The sequence below is a fragment of the Noviherbaspirillum agri genome (genome assembly GCF_054780595.1).
Window position 1 is genome coordinate 487,753 of record NZ_BAAGWA010000001.1, and the last position, 16,954, is coordinate 504,706.

At 62.2% G+C, this 16,954-nt stretch carries 12 protein-coding genes; 1 reads left to right on the forward strand and 11 read right to left on the reverse strand.

Features of this window, described 5'->3' with window-relative positions; all coding sequences use genetic code 11:
• Positions 1-36: 36 nt before the first annotated feature.
• The 6 genes from hypF to ACYVIA_RS02130 all read right to left on the reverse strand — a co-directional run bounded on the left by hypF (position 37) and on the right by ACYVIA_RS02130 (position 7,519).
• Complete coding sequence (hypF, locus tag ACYVIA_RS02105; RefSeq protein ID WP_460837418.1) at positions 37-2,361, reverse strand: carbamoyltransferase HypF; 2,325 nt, start codon at positions 2,359-2,361, stop codon at positions 37-39.
• A 72-nt stretch (positions 2,362-2,433) separates the two neighbouring features.
• A complete protein-coding gene (locus tag ACYVIA_RS02110; protein WP_460837420.1) occupies positions 2,434-2,928 on the reverse strand; it encodes a hydrogenase maturation protease in 495 nt (164 codons plus the stop codon).
• Positions 2,929-2,937: 9 nt separating this feature from the next.
• Positions 2,938-4,398, reverse strand: a complete 1,461-nt coding sequence (locus tag ACYVIA_RS02115; protein ID WP_460837423.1) for a Ni/Fe hydrogenase subunit alpha — start codon at positions 4,396-4,398, stop codon at positions 2,938-2,940.
• A 10-nt stretch (positions 4,399-4,408) separates the two neighbouring features.
• A complete protein-coding gene (locus tag ACYVIA_RS02120) occupies positions 4,409-4,987 on the reverse strand; it encodes an NADH-quinone oxidoreductase subunit B family protein (RefSeq protein WP_460837424.1) in 579 nt (192 codons plus the stop codon).
• On the reverse strand, positions 4,984-5,700 hold the full coding sequence (locus ACYVIA_RS02125; RefSeq protein WP_460837426.1) for a 2Fe-2S iron-sulfur cluster-binding protein: 717 nt from the start codon (positions 5,698-5,700) through the stop codon (positions 4,984-4,986). The genes ACYVIA_RS02120 and ACYVIA_RS02125 overlap by 4 nt, the downstream gene beginning before the upstream one ends.
• Positions 5,693-7,519, reverse strand: coding sequence for an NAD(P)H-dependent oxidoreductase subunit E (locus ACYVIA_RS02130; protein ID WP_460837429.1), 1,827 nt, complete (start codon positions 7,517-7,519; stop codon positions 5,693-5,695). Before ACYVIA_RS02130 ends, ACYVIA_RS02125 begins: the two co-directional genes overlap by 8 nt.
• Positions 7,520-7,799: 280 nt before the next feature.
• On the opposite strand from ACYVIA_RS02130, the gene ACYVIA_RS02135 reads away from it, so the two are divergent.
• Entirely contained in the window at positions 7,800-8,399 is a 600-nt protein-coding gene (locus ACYVIA_RS02135) for a DUF924 family protein (RefSeq protein WP_460837431.1), read from the forward strand.
• Between the two features lie 98 nt (positions 8,400-8,497).
• On the opposite strand, the gene ACYVIA_RS02140 is transcribed toward ACYVIA_RS02135, so the two are convergent.
• The 5 genes from ACYVIA_RS02140 to ACYVIA_RS02160 form a co-directional block, all read right to left on the reverse strand.
• Complete coding sequence (locus ACYVIA_RS02140) at positions 8,498-11,044, reverse strand: sensor domain-containing protein (RefSeq protein WP_460837629.1); 2,547 nt, start codon at positions 11,042-11,044, stop codon at positions 8,498-8,500.
• 139 nt (positions 11,045-11,183) lie between these two features.
• Positions 11,184-11,834, reverse strand: coding sequence for a HugZ family pyridoxamine 5'-phosphate oxidase (locus tag ACYVIA_RS02145; RefSeq protein ID WP_460837433.1), 651 nt, complete (start codon positions 11,832-11,834; stop codon positions 11,184-11,186).
• A gap of 117 nt (positions 11,835-11,951) precedes the next feature.
• Positions 11,952-15,104, reverse strand: a complete 3,153-nt coding sequence (locus ACYVIA_RS02150) for an error-prone DNA polymerase (protein ID WP_460837435.1) — start codon at positions 15,102-15,104, stop codon at positions 11,952-11,954.
• 171 nt (positions 15,105-15,275) lie between these two features.
• Positions 15,276-16,082, reverse strand: coding sequence for an SDR family oxidoreductase (locus ACYVIA_RS02155; protein WP_460837436.1), 807 nt, complete (start codon positions 16,080-16,082; stop codon positions 15,276-15,278).
• A 64-nt stretch (positions 16,083-16,146) separates the two neighbouring features.
• On the reverse strand, positions 16,147-16,953 hold the full coding sequence (locus ACYVIA_RS02160) for an alpha/beta hydrolase (protein WP_460837438.1): 807 nt from the start codon (positions 16,951-16,953) through the stop codon (positions 16,147-16,149).
• Between the last annotated feature and the right edge of the window lies 1 nt (position 16,954).

Here is a 16,954-nt window from a genome sequence, read left to right on the forward strand (position 1 = left end):
AAAAATTTCAGAACAGATAGCGATCGAAAGAACGTGCTACGCCCGTGCGGAATGCAGTGCCACCCAGGCCTGCCCAAGGCTCACGCCGCCATCGCCGGGCGGCACCAGTGCCGATTCGATAACACGAATGCCCTGCGCTTCCAGCTTCGCGCGCAAGGTATTGCTGAGGATGCGATTGAGGAAGCAGCCGCCGCCAAAAGCAATCGTGCCAACGCCATGCGCTGCAACGGCGCGCTGAATCCAGTCGGAAAGCGCCGCAACGACGGTCGCATGGAACAGCGCCGCCGCGTGGCCGACATCCCGGATATCCGCGAGACGCCCGAGCAGGGGCAGCATGTTGAGCGTCATGCCATCAACGCTGTATCCATGCGGCATGGGATCGACCGGGCCGTAAGCAGTCGCCAGTCCCTCCAGCATGGTTGCAGCCTGTCCTTCGAAGCTCGTCACCGGCTTGATGCCGAGCAGGCCGGCAGCTGCATCGAACAGGCGGCCGGCGCTGCTGGTCGCAGGCGTGTTCAGGCCTTTCTCCAGCATGGTGCCGATCATTGCCGCTTGAGCACCAAAGCGGCCGACGATTTCGCCATGGCGGCCGAGGTCGAACAACGCGGCGGCGGCCATGCGCCACGGCTCGCGTGCGGCGCGGTCCCCACCGGGCAGGCGCAGGGGAAGCAGATGCCCGACACGTTGCGAGCTAGCTCCATCGACCAGCAGCAATTCGCCGCCCCACGCAGCACCGTCGCTGCCAAGACCGAAACCGTCGAGTGCAACGCCAAGCACGGGACCGGACAAGCGATGTTCCGCCATCACGGCACCGATATGGGCGTGATGGTGCTGCACCTCAATCACCGGCAATCCCCGCTCGGCGGCGAAGGCGCGGGCAAAGCGCGTGCTGTAGAAATCCTCGTGCAGGTCGGCAGCCACCCATTGCGGCTCTACCTGCAGGATGTCGAGCAGATGGGCAACGGTCGCATCAAAGCTCTCGCAGGTGGCGCGCGTGTCGAGATCGCCGATGTGTTGCGACACGAATGCCTCGCCCGCGCGCGCGACGCAGATCGTGTTGTTCAGGTAAGGGCCGACGGCAAGACCGGGAGCGCCTTCGATTCCCAGTGCAATCGGCGTCGGCACATAACCGCGCGCACGCCGCACGAATTGCGGTGCGCGTCCGGCAGCCGTGGGGCGGATCACGCTGTCGTCGCAGCGGATCAGGATGTCACGGTCATGCATCAGGAAGGCATCCGCGATGTCAGCCAGTTGTTCCAGTGCCTGTTCATTGCCAGTGACCAGTGGCTCGCCATGCGGATTGGCGCTCGTCATTACCAGTGCCAATGGCTGCGGGCTCTCGAGCCAATTGCTGCCGTCCGGGCGACCAGCGGCTTCGTGGAACAGCAGGTACTGGATCGGCGTACAGGGCAGCATGACGCCCAGCGAGGCAAGGCCGGGCGCAATGCCGGCCAGCTTATCGTCACAGCCGGCACGCTTCGGCAGCAGCACGATCGGGCGCTGCGGCGAGTTGAGCAGGGCCGCATCCTCCTCGTTGCAAGTAACAAACTCGTCCAGCGATACCAAGCTTGCCAGCATGATGGCGAAGGGCTTCTCCTCGCGTGCCTTGCGCTCGCGCAGCATGCGCACCGCATCGGCATTGCGTGCGTCGCACACGAGGTGGTAGCCGCCCAGACCTTTGATCGCGAGGATCTCACCGCGCAGCAAGCGCGCGAGTGCTGCGGCGATCACGTCACCTTCATGCGGCTCCTTGCCACTGCTGTCGGCGAGCCACAGGCGCGGCCCGCAATCGCGGCAGGCATTGGTCTGTGCATGGAACCGGCGCTCATTCGGCAATTCCCGTTCTTCGCGGCAGGCAGGGCATTCCTCAAAGGCCGCCATGCTGGTGTTGGCGCGGTCGTAAGGAAGGCGCGCGGTAATCGTGTAGCGCGGGCCGCACTGAATGCAATGGGTGAACGGATGGCGGTAGCGGCGATTGGCTGGATCGCAGATTTCGGCAATGCAGTCATCGCACAGCGCGCTGTCCGGTGCGATCGAGGTGCTGGTGGCGTCGTCGGTGCTGAGGATGATGCGGAACGGTTCGCCACTGCCTTCCGGATCGATCGCGGCGCTGGAAAGGTGTTCGATCCGTGCCGCACGCGGTGCCTCGCTGCGCAGCCGATGCACGAATGCGTCGATATCGACATGCGCACCCTCGATTTCGATCTCAACGCCCGCACCGACATTGCGCACCCAGCCGCTCAATGACATGCCGGCCGCAAGTCGGTAGATGAAAGGCCGGAAGCCGACACCCTGCACCTGGCCGCGCACATGCACGCGCAAGCGCATCGCGGTATCGGCGGGGGATTGCTCGTTGATCATCGTGGTCGGACAACAGCTGCGTGGAGATGGGGATTAATTCGCCGCGCAGTACGCTGCGCCAATTGTTGTCATTCAGGCATCGTAGGGCGCTGCACATTGTGCGGCCAGCCATTGTTCCAGCATCGCGAGTGCAGCGTCAAGGTTGCATTGCGCGCCTGCCGACAGCGGCGCACCAAGTTCGAAGGCGTAGCCCCGGATGCCAAGCAGGTAACTTGGCGGCGCATCCTCACCCTGAAAACTACTGAAGGCCGCCAGCAGGCTGGCCGGGGATACCGCATGGGACGTGAACGAGGCATCACGCTCGGCCTGCAGCGGTTCGATGGAGCACGGCTCAGGACCGCTTGCCGCCGCATCGATGAACACGATGCGCTCGCGCCCCACGAGGTCCGTGACGAATTCGACCTGCAGCTGGAAGTCCGTCAGGACTTCGACCTCGCCCCATTCGGGATGCTCTGCCGCAAGACGTTCGACAGCCTCGATGGTCATAGGTCCGAGCGCATCATCGCCACGGCTGGGATTGCCGTAGCCGATGATGAGGGTGGGAGCAGGACGCGTATCGTTTTCCACCGCCAACCCTTATTCGCGTGTCAGGCTGTGCACCAGCTTGCCTTCGACATCGACCAGTTCAGCCGTCAGCGACATCTTGCCAAGCGCATGCGTGGCGCAGGACAGGCAGGGATCGAAGGCGCGGATTGCGACCTCGATATGGTTGAGCAGGCCTTCCGTGATCTGCTTGCCGTTCAGGTACTGGCGGGCCACCGTGCGGATGGACTCGTTCATTGCCTGGTTGTTGTTGGTGGTCGACACGATCAGGTTGCACATCGTGACCAGGTCATTGTCGTCGACCTGGTAGTGATGGAACAGCGTGCCGCGCGGCGCTTCGATGACGCCGACGCCCTCATGCGCGCGCTCGCCCTTGACCACCAGGTCCTGGCTCAGCAGGTCCGCGTCATCCAGCAGGTCGCGGATAACCTCGGCCGCATGCAGCAGCTCGATCATGCGCGTCCAGTGGTAGCCGAGCGGCGCGTGGATCGGTCCTTCCGAATAGGCAATGAATTCCTTGCGCTCTGCCTCGGCCAGCGGTGTGGAAATGAAATCACAGTTCTGGATGCGCGACAGCGGGCCGACGCGATACCACCCATTCTCCGGGCCGATCGACTTCAGGTAAGGGAACTTCATGTAGCTCCACGGCCTGACCTCTTCCTCGATCAGCGTTTCATACTGCTGGAAGTTCACGTTGTCGAACAGGATCGCGCCCTTGTCGTCGCGTACCCGCAACGCGCCGTCATAGAAATCGAGCGCGCCGCCCTTGCCGGAAAGCGACATCATGCCGGAACGGAAAGTGCCGAAATGGTCATACAGGCCCGGATTCTGGCGGTGCAGGTCCTTCACCATCTTCACCGATTCGACGCCCCAGGCAACGATGTCGTCGATGTCCTTCTTCAGTGCATTGCGTTCCTCGATGCTGAGCGACTTGTTCATGCCGCCGGGGATGCAGCCGGTGCCGTGCACGCGCTTGCCGGACGTCATGCGGATCACTTCCTGCCCATACTTGCGCAACAGGATGCCGCGCTTGGCCGTATCCGGATACTGGCGCGCGACCGCGACGATGTTGCGCAGCGTGACATCACTGTCGAAGCCGAACAGCAGGTCCGGCGAGCACAGGTGGTACAGGTGCAGCGCATGGGACTGCAGCATCTGGCCATAGTGCATCAGGCGGCGCAGCTTTTCGGCGGCCGGCGTGATCTGCTTGGCACCGACGATCAGGTCGAGCGCCTTGGAGGCCGCCAGGTTGTGGCTGACCGGGCAGATGCCGCACAGGCGCTGCACCATGACCGGCACTTCCCAGTAGGGGCGGCCTTCGATGAACTTTTCGAATCCGCGGAACTCGACGATGTGCAGGCGCACCTGGTGCACTTCGTTGTTGTCGTCAAGCAGGATCGTGACCTTGCCGTGGCCTTCCACGCGCGACACCGGTTCGATGGCGACGCGGCGCAGGTTGTCGGGTTGGGCCGCTGTTTCGAGCTTGGAAATCATAAAAGGCGCCTCAGTCGTAACGGATCAGCGGGTAATCCAGGTTGGGCTCGCGGCCGGACAGCAGGTCGGTCAGGACCTTCCAGATGGTGTCGCCGGACGGCGGGCAGCCGGGAATCGCATAGTCGATGTGCACGATCTCATGTAGCGGGTACACCTTGTCGAGCAATAGCGGCAGTTCCGGATCGTTCGGAATGCCGTTCCTGGCAAGGTTGCGCCGGTCGACGTACACGGAGGACAGCAAGCTCTCCAGCGGGAAGGAATTGCGTTGCGCCGGCAGGCCGCCATTGATGGCGCAGGCGCCGATGGCAACCAGCGTTCTGCAGTTGGCGCGGAATTCGCGGAGCACATGCACGTTCTCTGCATTGCAGACGCCGCCTTCGATGATGCCGATGTCGCACGGCCCGCAGTGCTTGATGTCGGTCAGCGGCGAGCGATTGAACTCGACCAGGTCGATCAGTTGCAGCAGCCGTTCGTCGATGTCAAGAAACGACATGTGGCAGCCGAAGCAGCCGGCCAGCGAGGTGGTCGCAATACGGACTTTCTGCACTTTCTGCACTTTCTGCACCTTGTCTGTTGCGGAAGCAGTCACTGCTTGTCCTTTCGTTCAATTGCGGTGAAACAGCTGATCGGCTTTTCGTCATAGGTACGTTCGCCGATCGGCACCGCAAAGCCCTTGCGCTTGGGCAGGATCGCGCCGACCGGGCACACATGCGCTGCCTTGTCGTCCGCCGAGAAGTCGGTGTCGCCCAGTTTGCCCGATGCGGAGTTGACGATCAGCCGCGTGTGGATGCCGCGCCCGGAGAGACCGAATACATTCTTGCCGTCAACGTCGCGACTCGCGCGCACGCATAGCGAGCACAGAATGCAGCGGTTGGTGTCGAGCAGGAAGTCGGGGTGCGACGCGTCGACTTCGCGGTTCGGGAAAAATTGCGGATAGTGCTGCGACATCATTTTCATGTCGTAGGCTGTCGCCTGCAGCTGGCAGTTGCCGCTCTTTTCGCAGGAGGGGCAGAAATGGTTGCCTTCGACAAACAGCATCTGGATCAGCGCCATCCGCTCTTCGTGCAGCATCGCCGTGTCGCTTTCCACCACGATACCGTCCTGCGCCAGCGTGGTGCAGGAGGCGATGATGCGCTCGCCGATCTTCACCGAGCACACCTTGCAGGAGCCGTGCGGCTTCAGGTCCGGGTGATAGCAGAGGTACGGCAGGTAATGGCCGGCGTCGTTCGCCGCCTGAAGGATGGTCTGTCCCGGCTTGAACGGAATCGTCTTGCCGTCGAGGGTAAATGTCTGTTCACTCATGAGCTTCACCGATGTCCTGGGTGAGATGGGCGGCCGCGTCGTCGCGCTGCGTCAGGCGGCGCGCTTCCGCCAGCGAGCCATCGAGGTCGAAGGACGGCACGAAATGCTTCTGCACCAGCCGGCGCTCGTAGGCGGGTCGGAACTTGGCGACGGTTTCCAGCACCGGATTGCATGCCGAGTGGCCGAGGCCGCAGTGGCTGAGCTTCAACAGGTGCTTGTTCAGGTCCTTGATTTCCTCGAAGTCGGCGACCGATCCCTTGCCGGCGTCGAGCTTGTCCATCATCTTCACCAGCAGCGAGGTGCCGACGCGGCACGGCGTGCAGAAGCCGCAGCTTTCATGCGCGAAGAAATGCGTGAAGTTGCGCGCCACTTCGAACATGTCGCGGTGGCGGTTGAACACCATGAACGAACCAGCCGTTGGGATGTCCTCGAAAGCGATCTTGCGATCGAATTCTTCCAGTGCGATGCACACGCCTGCAGCGCCGCTGATCTGCACCGCCTGCACGTCATGCGCACCACAGTCGGCAAGCACCTGCGCCACGGTCACGCCGAACGGGTATTCATAGATGCCCGGGCGTGCGCAGTCGCCGGAAATGCTCAGCAGCTTGGTGCCGGTGGACTGCGGCGTGCCAATCATCGTGTACCAGTCGCCGCCCTTGCGCGCGATCATGCAGGTCTTGAGCAGCGTCTCGACGTTGTTCACGACCGTCGGCTGGTTCAGATAGCCGCTGGTGACGGGGAAGGGCGGGCGGTTGCGCGGTGTGCCGCGCTTGCCTTCGAGCGATTCGATCAGTGCCGATTCCTCGCCGCAAATGTAGGCGCCCGCGCCGAGGTGAATCTCGATGTCGAAATCGAATCCCTGCCTTCCAAGGATGTCCTTTCCCAGCAGACCCTGCGCACGGCGGCGGCGCAGCACGGTGGTCAGCGGTTCCAGCATGTAGCGGTATTCGCCGCGCAGGTAGAGGAAGCCGCGCTTCGCACCGATCACGCTCGCGCAAATCGTCATGCCTTCGAACACCTGGTCCGCATACGACGTCAGCAGCACGCGGTCCTTGAAGGTGCCCGGCTCGCCTTCGTCCGCATTGCAGACGACATAGCGCGCATCGCCGGGCGCTTTGCGACACAGCTCCCATTTGAGGCCGGTGTGGAAGCCCGCGCCGCCGCGGCCGCGCAGGTTGGCGATCTTGATCTGTTCCAGCATGCCTTCCGGGCCGCGTTCGATCGCTGCGGCAATCGCCTCACCCGGCTTGAAACCGTCTTTCAGCAGGATGTCCGCGCGCTGGATGTTGTCCGTCACCTGGAAGAAGCCCGCCGGCCAGTCCGTGACCGGCACCTCCTTGCGGATCAGGTCGCAGATCTGGTCAATGCGCGCAGTCGTCAGACGCGTGATGGCGCGTGTGTTGACCAGCATCGCCGGTCCCTGGTCGCACATGCCGGTGCAGGAAGTGGTGTCCACGCTGACCAGTCCATCGGCTGACGTCTTGCCGCGCTCGATGCCGAGCTTGTTGCACATGTGTTCGAGCAACTCCATGTTGCCGAGCATGCGGTCGGTAATGTTGTCGCTGAATAGCACCCGGTATTTGCCGCACGGCTCGGTATACAGGAAGGAGTAGAAGCCGGCAACGGCCTCGACCTTGGTGCGGGGCGTTTTCAGCGCAGCCTGGACGCTGTCGATGACTTCCGGCGAGAGCCACGTCGTCTGCTCCTGGATCTCGCGCAGGATCTGCAGCATGTAGGTGGGATCGTTGCCATACTGGTTGACGACGCGGTCGACGACAGTACGGACCTGTTGATCATCTTCATTGCACGTGATGGTCATTGCGTTTTCGACTCTCGGAAAAAAGGCGATAGGAGAAGATTCTTTTTACGGAAGCCGGATGTCAAGAAGTACGGCAAGCGAAAATGAAAAGTCTTGTCATGAGGCAGGAATTTGCAGCTTCAGCAACATCCCGGGTTGTTTCCTCGTGAATGAAACAGTTCTCATTAAACGCCGTTTGCGGGTCTCATGTCGATTCGTTTTATCGCAAACGATGCAGAGATGGGTCTGGACAGCATCGATCCCGGACTGCATGCTTTCCGCATCAGCGAGAGAGGAAAGAATGGAAAACCCCGATACCATCCGCGAATTCTGGTTTGGCACAAGTGCCGATGATGTTGTCATTGCGCGGGAGCAGTCGCGCCTGTGGTGGACCAAGCATCCGGATACCGATGCGCTGATACGGCAGCGCTTCGCGCCGTGGCTGGATAGGGCCGTCCACCATGAGCTGGATGCATGGGACAACACCCCAACCGGCCGTCTCGCACTGATCCTGTTGACCGACCAGTTTTCACGGAACATGTACCGCGACACGCCGCGTGCATTTGCATCCGATCCGCTCGCGCTGCGCTGGTGCAAGGAGGGCTTGCAGCAGCATGTCGACGCACAGCTGCGCCCGATTGAACGGGTGTTTTTCTACCTGCCGCTGGAGCACTCGGAATCGCTCCCCGACCAGGAGCAGGCGGTGGCGTATTTCCAGGCATTGGTCGATGAACTTGAACCGCAGCAGAGGCCCGGTTTCGAGGGTTTTCTGGACTTTGCACGTCGGCACCGGGAGGTGGTTGCGCGCTTCGGGCGCTTCCCGCATCGCAATCGCATTCTCGGGCGGGATTCCACGCCTGAGGAGGTGGTTTTCCTTTCGCAGCCCGGCTCGTCGTTTTGATGTGTGTCGGCTTGCCATGTGCAGCGTTTGCAGCGATGGATTGCGTCCATCTCGCCGGTTTGGGACGGTTTCATTCAGCGAATTTCTGCCTCATCACTTTAGCCATGCAGCATTTCTGAGAAGTCTTCCGACGTAACCGGTTTACCGAAATAGAAGCCTTGCGCGCATGTGCAGCCGATGGATTTCAGGAAGTCTGCCTGTTCCGCGGTTTCCACACCTTCGGCAACGACGCTCAGGTGCAGGCCTTGCGCCATGCCCATGATGGCGCTGGTGATGGCCATGTCGTTCTGGTCGCGGCCGATGCCGCTGACGAAAGAGCGGTCGATCTTCAGCGCATGGATGGGGAAGCGTTTCAGGTAGGACAGGCTGGAGTAACCAATGCCGAAGTCGTCGACCGACAGCCGGATTCCCATCTCGCTCAGGCGCATCAGCGTCTCCATGTTTTCTCCGTTGGGCTGCATCAGGATGGTTTCCGTGATTTCCAGGTCCAATGCCCTTGCCGGGACCTTAAATTCGCGCAACGTTCGCTCGACCAGTTTCGCGAAACCGGGTTGGAAGATCTGGCGCGCGGACAGGTTGACCGATACGTGCATGTCTTCATGATCGTTTTCGCGCCAGCGGGCGAGTTGCGCGCAGGCTTCGCGCAGGACCCATTCGCCGATCTGCAGAATGAGACCGCTTTCCTCCGCGATGGAAATGAATTGCTCCGGCGGCACCATGCCGCGGTCCGCATGGTGCCAGCGCAGCAGCGCTTCGGCGGAGAAGATGCGCCTGCTCTGCAGGTCGACCTGCGGCTGGTAATGCAGCTTGAGGTCTCCGTGCGCCACGGCGCGGCGCAGCTGGTTCTCGAGCGCGAGGCGATGCTGGATAGCGACATTCAGGTCATGCGTGAAGAATTGGTAGTTGCCGCGGCCATTCTCCTTGGCGTGGTACATCGCAGTGTCCGCTGCGCGCATGAGCACGGCAGCGTTTCTCCCGTCGTCCGGGTAGAGGCTGATGCCGATGCTGCCGCCTGCGTGCAGCACGTGCCCCTCGGCTTCAAAGGGCGCTTCCAGCGCCTTCAGCGCCTTGCCGGCGACCAGCGCCGCTTCCTCGCTATGGTGCAATGAAGAAAGGACAATCACGAATTCATCGCCGCCCAGGCGGGCGAGAATGTCATCCTGGCGCAGGCAGGCATGCAGCCGCCGTGTCACGCCCTGCAGCAGCAGGTCGCCGACATGATGGCCGAGCGAATCGTTGATGCGCTTGAAGTTGTCGAGATCGATGAACAGCACGGCGGCCAGTTCCCTGTGGCGTGCCGCATGTGCGATGACCTGGTTCAGGTTTTCTTCCAGCAGCGCGCGGTTGGGCAGGCCGGTCAGCGCGTCGTGGTGGGCCATGTGGCGGATGCGCTCTTCGGTTTCCTTGCGCTCGATGGCAATGCCGGCAACATGAGAGGCAAGTTCTGCCAGGCGCAAGTCGTCGGGGCGCGGATGGCGCGGCTCCAGGTAATACATCGCGAAAGAGCCGAGCATCTTGCCGGTGGATGACTGGATGGGTGTTGACCAACAGGCGCGCAGTCCATGTTGTAGTGCGACGTCGCGGTAGTTTGCCCAGAGCGGATCGGTGAGGATGTCGGTCACGATCACCGCCTTGCCGGTGTACATGGCAGTGCCGCAGGAGCCGGCGGTGGGGCCGATCGGCCGCCCATTGATGGCGGTGATGAATCCGGATGGCAGGTTGGGTGCCGCGCCGTGCCGTACATGGATGCCGTCGTCGTCCAGCAGCAGGACGGAGCCGAGCATGCCGGGCGATTGCGACTCGATCAGCTGGATCAGCCTGTCGAGCACTTCTTCCACCGGTGCACCCAAGGCAATCATTTCCAGAAGCTTGTTCTGCCCGGTGCACAGCAGCTGGGATTTCTTGCGCTCGGTAATGTCGCGCATGATGGCGGCATACAGGTTGGCGCCGGAGTGCTGGAACTTGCCGAGCGAGACCTCAACCAGGATTGGACTGCCATCCTTGTTCCGCGCGGTTAATTCAAGGCTGTTCCAGCCGGCCTGTGCACTCTTGTCGGCAATGCAGTTCCGGAGCATTTGCCTGCTGTTTTCAGGCAGCGATTCCGGCATCAGCAGCGCGAGGTCCTGGCCGATGAGTTCCTCCGGACGATAGCCGAATGTGCGTTCGGAAGAGGGGTTGGCATAGGTGATGAGGCAGCGTTCATCGAGGATGAGAATGGCATCGGTTGCCGCCTCTGCCACCTTGCGGTAGCGCTCTTCGTCTTGCGGCAGTTGCTCCGTGCGCCGGCGCTGGCTGAGGTCGACGACGAACGCAACGCCGCGCTCCTGCGAACCGGTGAAAAATGTGCCGCCGATCATGACAGTGACGCGTGTGTCATCCGCACGGAGGAGTTGTTTCTCGTGCGGCATGACGCTGCCGGTGCGCCTGAGTTCGTCGAGGGCTTGAAGATCCATCCGCCGCGACTCCGGGGCGGTCAGGTCGGTAGCCTTGATCTCGCCGGACAGCAATGCGTGCCGGGAATAACCGGCAATCCGGCAGAACGCGTCATTGGCATCCAGGATGTTGCCTTCCATATCCCAGAAAAACATGCCGATGAGGTTGGCATCCGCCAGCGGCCGAATCGACTCTTCGCTGATATGCAGCATGCTGGCCAAGTCCTTGCTCCTTGCTTTTTTCAACAAGGGTTAGACACTCGGGCAAGGAAGATAGTTATGCGTGCGGCCGGAATTTCTCGGATTTTTTCGTGCTGGCGTTGCCCCGTTCCGGGTGCAGTGACGGGCGTTGTTACAGGGCCGCAAGCAATCGCTGCATGCTGCCGACGATTTTTTCCGCCGATTCGACGGGCTGTGGCAGTCGCAGGCGGTCGCGCTTGCCGTGATGCTCGATGTCCGCGCCATAACAGTCGAGTCCGAGTACGCGCACGCCCACGGCATGGCTGCCGGTCAGTTCGCGCAGGCAGGTGGCCTCATCGGCGAGCGGCAGTACCGCCGCCTGTGTCCAGTTGGCACTTTCGATCCAGCCCATCTGGCCGAAGCCGGCAATGTAGCGCACGCGCTTTGGTGTCAGGCGGAAGAAAGCAAAATCGCCCAGGCTGAGGTACTGCTCCGCATCCGGCTGGTAGCGCAGATAGCGCGTGACCAGTTCCGGCGCTGCGTCGATGCGCTCGGCATCGCCGACGAGCGTCATGCGGGCGCCGGTCAGCACGTTGCTGCCGTTCGGGCTGTTGACCAGGAAGCTTGCGCGGCCGTCAGCGGCAAGGTTCTTCGTATGCTCGGCCAGTCCGCTGACCAGAAACAGTGGGCGGTGATGCTCGTCCGGCGCAAAGGGCAGGGTAGTCGCAAACGGATAGCCGGGCAGTTGCAGCGAATGCGTGGCAAGCGTGCCGGAGGAGGCCGAGTGAAGCAGGTGGATGGCGATGTCGAGGGTCGGTTTCATTGCGGTAATTTATCCATTTTTCAGTAGCTCGCCAAATAGGAAGTGTGATCGCGGCGGTTCACAGCGATTCGCGGTCATGACGTCAACCGGCGTTGTCAAAGCGGGCTTTTCATTGATTCAAGCAAAATCCCGGCTGTGCGTATTGAGGCTTCCCAGCAAGGGCGTCATGTCCACCAGCCTTTTCGCGACCAGGTGGCGCACGCCGCTTTCGCATTGCCAGATGCCGAACACGCCAAGCAGGCGGCTGCCGAGCAATTCCTTCCTGTACTTGTCGACCAATGCCGGCCACACGATGACATTGACCAGCCCGGTTTCGTCTTCAATGGTCACGAACATGGTGCCACTGGCGGTGGACGGGCGCTGGCGCACGGTGACGATGCCGCAGGCGCGCGCAATCGCGCGGTCGCCGAAAGTATTGAGCACCTCGGCCGGCAGGAAGCGCTTCTTCAGCAGCAAGTTACGCAGCAGCGCCAGCGGATGGCGGCCCAGCGTCAGGCCGAGCGCATGGTAATCGGCCACGATCTCTTCGCCTTCGGAAGGCGCATCCAATTGCACGGCGTCTTCCTGTATCACCGCCTTCTTTAGCAAGCCCTTGTCCGGCTGGCCGGCAATCGCCTGCCACAACGCCTCGCGCCGGTTGCCTGCGAGTGCGGCCAGCGCGTTGGCATTGGCCAGCATCTGCAGGTCGTGGCGCGTCAGTTGCGCGCGCAATGCGAGATCCGACAGATCGGAAAATACGCGCACGGCACGCGCTTCCTCGATCCGGTACGCGGCATCGGCTGACAGCCCGCGCACCATGTTGAAGCCGAGGCGCACCGCCGGGCGGCTTCCGGTTCCGGGTTCCAGTGCGGCTTCCCATGCGCTGCTGAGAATATCCACCGGACGTACTTCGACGCGATGGCGTCGCGCATCCTGCACCAGTTGCGATGGCGAATAAAAACCCATCGGCTGGCTGTTGAGCAGTGCGGCGAGGAAGGCTTCCGGCTCATGGCATTTCAGCCAGGAACTGGCATACGCGAGCAACGCGAAACTGGCGGCGTGGCTTTCGGGAAAACCATATTCGGCAAAGCCTTCGATCTGGCGCACGATGGCGTCGATGAACGCGTCCTCGTAGCCTTTTTTACGCATGCCGTTCTTCAGTTTTTCCTGGAAGCGGCCGAGATCCCCCTTGCGCCGCCACGCAGCCATCGAGCGCCGCAATTGGTCCGCCTCGCCGGCGGTGAAGTCGGCCGCCACCATCGCGATCTGCATCACCTGTTCCTGGAACAGCGGCACGCCGCAGGTGCGCTCCAGCGCTGCCTTGAGCTCTTCCTTCGGATAAATAATCGGCTCCAAACCTTGTCGCCGACGCAGGTAAGGATGCACCATGCCGCCCTGGATTGGCCCCGGGCGCACGATCGCGACCTGGATCACGAGGTCGTAGAACTTCTTGGGCTTGAGGCGCGGCAGCATCGTCATCTGCGCGCGGCTTTCGATCTGGAACACGCCGACCGTATCGGCACGGCTGATCATCGCGTAGGTCGCCCGGTCTTCCGCCGGAATGTCCTGCAGGGAGAAGGGCTCGCCGCGCTGCTCGGTGATCATGTCGAGCGCACGCCGGATCATCGACAGCATGCCGAGCGCGAGGATGTCCACCTTCAGCAGGCCGAGCGCGTCGAGGTCGTCCTTGTCCCACTGCACCACGCTGCGGTCTTTCATCGATGCATTTTCGATCGGCACCAGCCGCGACAGCTTGCCGCGCGCAATCACGAAACCGCCGGGATGCTGCGACAGGTGGCGCGGAAATCGCATCATCTTCTCCGCAATGTCCGCCCATAGCTGCGCAATCGGCGAGCCTGGATCCATGCCGCATTCGGTAAAGCGTTCCGACAGCCCCGTCTTGCCGTCCCACCAGCGATGCGACTTCGCAATCTTGTCCACGATGGCCAAGTCCACGCCGAGCGCCTTGCCGACATCGCGCAGCACGCTGCGCGGCTTGTAGCTGATCACGACGGCGGTCAGCGCGGCGCGCAGCCGGCCGTACTTGTTGTACACATACTGGATCACTTCCTCGCGACGCTGGTGCTCGAAGTCGACGTCGATGTCCGGCGGCTCGTTGCGCTCCTTCGAGATGAAGCGCTCGAACAGCGAATGGCTGCGCGACGGATCCACCTCGGTAATGCCGAGGCAGTAACACACCGCCGAGTTGGCGGCCGAGCCGCGTCCCTGGCAAAGGATGTGCTGGCTGCGCGCAAAGCGCACGATGTCGTACACCGTCAGGAAGTACGGCTCGTAGGACATCTCGGTGATCAGCGCCAATTCATGCTCGACCTGTTCCTGCACCTTGGCCGGAATGCCGGCCGGGTAGCGCCATTGCGCTCCGATATAGGTTTCCTTGCGCAGGTAACTGGCGGGCGTCTCGCCCGGCGGCACCAGCTCGTCCGGATATTCGTAGCGCAATTCATCGAGGGAAAACGTGCACAGCTGCGCGATGCGTACTGTTTCCGACAGTGCCTCTGCTGAATAGATGTTGCCGAGCCGCAGTCGCGAGCGCAGGTGCTGTTCCGCATTCGGCGCGAGGTCGTAACCGCATTCCGCAATCGGCTTGCGCAACCGGATGGCAGTCAGCGTGTCCTGCATCGGCTTGCGCGAGCGCACATGCATGCAGACATCGCCGGTTGCCACAACGGGCAGTCCGGATGCCTGCGCCGCCTGTTCGACCACCGCGCGATGCTGTTCGTCGCCGGCCCGGTGCAGCAGCGTCATCGCGATCCATGCGCGACCGGGGAAGCTGCTGCGCATCCACGCAGCCTGTGTGGCGAGTTCATCGGCGGCAATGCCATGCCGCGGCGTCAGGATCGCCAGGCAGTCCGGCATGCTGTGCAGGTGGGTATAACCGGATTCCGGTTCGGTAAAGTCCTCCGGCGTAAGACGGTAGAAACCCTTGTCCGCGCGGGTGCGCGCGAGCGTGATCAGTTCCGACAGGTTGCCGTAGCCTTCGCGATTTTTCGCCAGCAGGATCAGGGAAAAGGCCGGGCTGCCATTGCCGTCGACCAGTTCGAACTGGCTGCCGATGATGAGGTGTAGCCCGAGCTGCTTCGCTTCCACATGCGCGCGCACGACGCCCGCCAGCGAGCATTCATCGGTAATGGCCAGCGCCGAATAGCCGAGCCTGGCGGCGCGCATCGCCAGTTCCTCCGCATGGGAGGCGCCGCGCAGGAAGGTGAAATTGCTGACGCACTGGAGCTCGGCGTAAGCAGGAAGCGCGGGAGGAGGCAGATCGGCAGGCATGAAGTAAGTCTATACTGTACAAAAACACAGTATTTGATTTTATTAAACCTGCTTGCAGCGAAGCAACAACTAACCTCGATGTTTTCGCCTGCTGACCGGGCGTTGTCGCGGCAGCCGGAGAACTCAGCATCCGGACCGCACAATGCGCAATGCTTTTCACAACCTGCCTCGTCAGCTCTCAGCGCGCAAGTCCGCCTGCTGCGGTTTGCGCGGCAGGCACAGGTATTTCATCAGCGGACGTTTCAGGAAAGGGAAGGCCCAGAAGAATGCCGCCTGCGCATGCGTGAGGTAATGGACGCGCCAGTGAACCCGCTTGCCATGCGCCGCCCGCCACGCCGTCTCCGCCACATCCTCTGCTTTTACATTCACGCCGATCACGGAAATGCTGTGCGCCTGCCGCGCGGCGCCGGTCACCATCGGCGTATTCACGTACGGCGCAAAGATGTCGCTGACGACGATGCCGTCGCGCTCGAGCTCGAGGCTCAGCGCTTCCGTGATCGCGCGCACCGCATGCTTGGTCGCGGAATAGACGGCAAGCTCCGGTGTACCGTAAAAGGCGGAGGCAGAGCACATGGTGAGGATGCGTGCGCCGGGCGTGTGCTTGAGGTGGGGAAGCGCGACGTGGATGCCGGTGAGAACGCCTTTGATATTGATGTCGACCAGCCGGAACTGCTGCTGCAGGTCGATCTCGGTACACGGCCCCATGTACAGGATGCCGGCATTGTTGAACAAGACATCGATGCGGCCGTGTGTGCTGCGCGCAAAGTCGTCGATAACGGCGCCGTAGCCTTCCGCATCGGTGACATCCAATCGTCGAACGAAACAATTCCCGGCGCCGATTTCCCGGGCCAGCAATCCCAGGCCATCCTCGTTCAGATCGGTAATGCCGACATGCCAGCCACGGCGTGCAAACAGCAGCGCGGTGGCGCGCCCGATGCCGGATGCTGCGCCGGTGATGAAAATCGTTTTTCTGTTCATTGCCCTTCCTCCTTTGGCCAGCCGCATGACAGGCGGGTTGATTGTCAGGCTATCGATACCGCCGTTATCCTGCTTTTCTGTTGAGTGTGCGCATTCTTGCTTCGGCAATGCCCCGTGCGCGACACAGCGCCAGCCAGTCCATCACTTCATCCGCGCGCTGCGCCCAGCCCGGTTCGCCCAGCATCCAGTGCGCATGCTGCGCGTATTCCCGGTAATCGAGCCGGGCACCGTACCAGGCTGCCATGCGGCGGCTTGCCCCGACCGGGATGATGTGGTCCTTTCCGCCGGACAAGGCCAGCATTGGACAGAGGATGCTGGCACGATCGACACGGTTCGATCCGGCAAGGTTGAGCGGGCCAAAGCCGACCTGGTAAGCGACGCGGCCAGATTCGGCAATCAGCCGCCGATGGCATGCGCGGCGCTCATGCTTCGGCAATGCGTTGAACAGCAGGTGGTTCGCCTCCCATGCCGACAGCCGGAAGGAGGATCGCCATAATCCCCATCGCATGAAATGCCGCGCCAGCCCGGGCAGCATGGCCGGGCGCAGCGGAAAGAGCGGGGCGGGCACCGCGGTGTTCACCAGCACCGCGGCCGACAGCCGCATACGCGTGGCAACCTGCTGCACGATCAGCCCGCCGAGCGAATGGCCGACCAGCACAGGCGCGGGATACTGTCGCGCCTGCTGCTCCACTGCCGACACATACTCCTCGATGCCGAGCCGCTCCAGCGCCGCATCCGGGTCGCCTGGCCGGTGGCCGGGCAGCATGAGTGCAATGCATCGGTAGCCGCGGGACTCGAACCTTCTCATCCAGTTGTCCCAAACCCACGGCTGGCTCCACATGCCATGCACGAACAGGATGGTCGCATCCATG

Bases quoted from the DNA above. Each gene is read 5' to 3' on its own strand.
- ACYVIA_RS02150 (WP_460837435.1), bottom strand. From the start codon at position 15,104: ATGCCTGCCGATCTGCCTCCTCCCGCGCTTCCTGCTTACGCCGAGCTC.
- ACYVIA_RS02160 (WP_460837438.1), bottom strand. From the start codon at position 16,953: ATGGATGCGACCATCCTGTTCGTGCATGGCATGTGGAGCCAGCCGTGG.
- ACYVIA_RS02155 (WP_460837436.1), bottom strand. From the start codon at position 16,082: ATGAACAGAAAAACGATTTTCATCACCGGCGCAGCATCCGGCATCGGG.
- ACYVIA_RS02140 (WP_460837629.1), bottom strand. From the start codon at position 11,044: ATGCTGCATATCAGCGAAGAGTCGATTCGGCCGCTGGCGGATGCCAAC.
- ACYVIA_RS02130 (WP_460837429.1), bottom strand. From the start codon at position 7,519: ATGACCATCACGTGCAATGAAGATGATCAACAGGTCCGTACTGTCGTC.
- ACYVIA_RS02145 (WP_460837433.1), bottom strand. From the start codon at position 11,834: ATGAAACCGACCCTCGACATCGCCATCCACCTGCTTCACTCGGCCTCC.
- hypF (WP_460837418.1), bottom strand. From the start codon at position 2,361: ATGATCAACGAGCAATCCCCCGCCGATACCGCGATGCGCTTGCGCGTG.
- ACYVIA_RS02115 (WP_460837423.1), bottom strand. From the start codon at position 4,398: ATGATTTCCAAGCTCGAAACAGCGGCCCAACCCGACAACCTGCGCCGC.
- ACYVIA_RS02135 (WP_460837431.1), top strand. From the start codon at position 7,800: ATGGAAAACCCCGATACCATCCGCGAATTCTGGTTTGGCACAAGTGCC.
- ACYVIA_RS02125 (WP_460837426.1), bottom strand. From the start codon at position 5,700: ATGAGTGAACAGACATTTACCCTCGACGGCAAGACGATTCCGTTCAAG.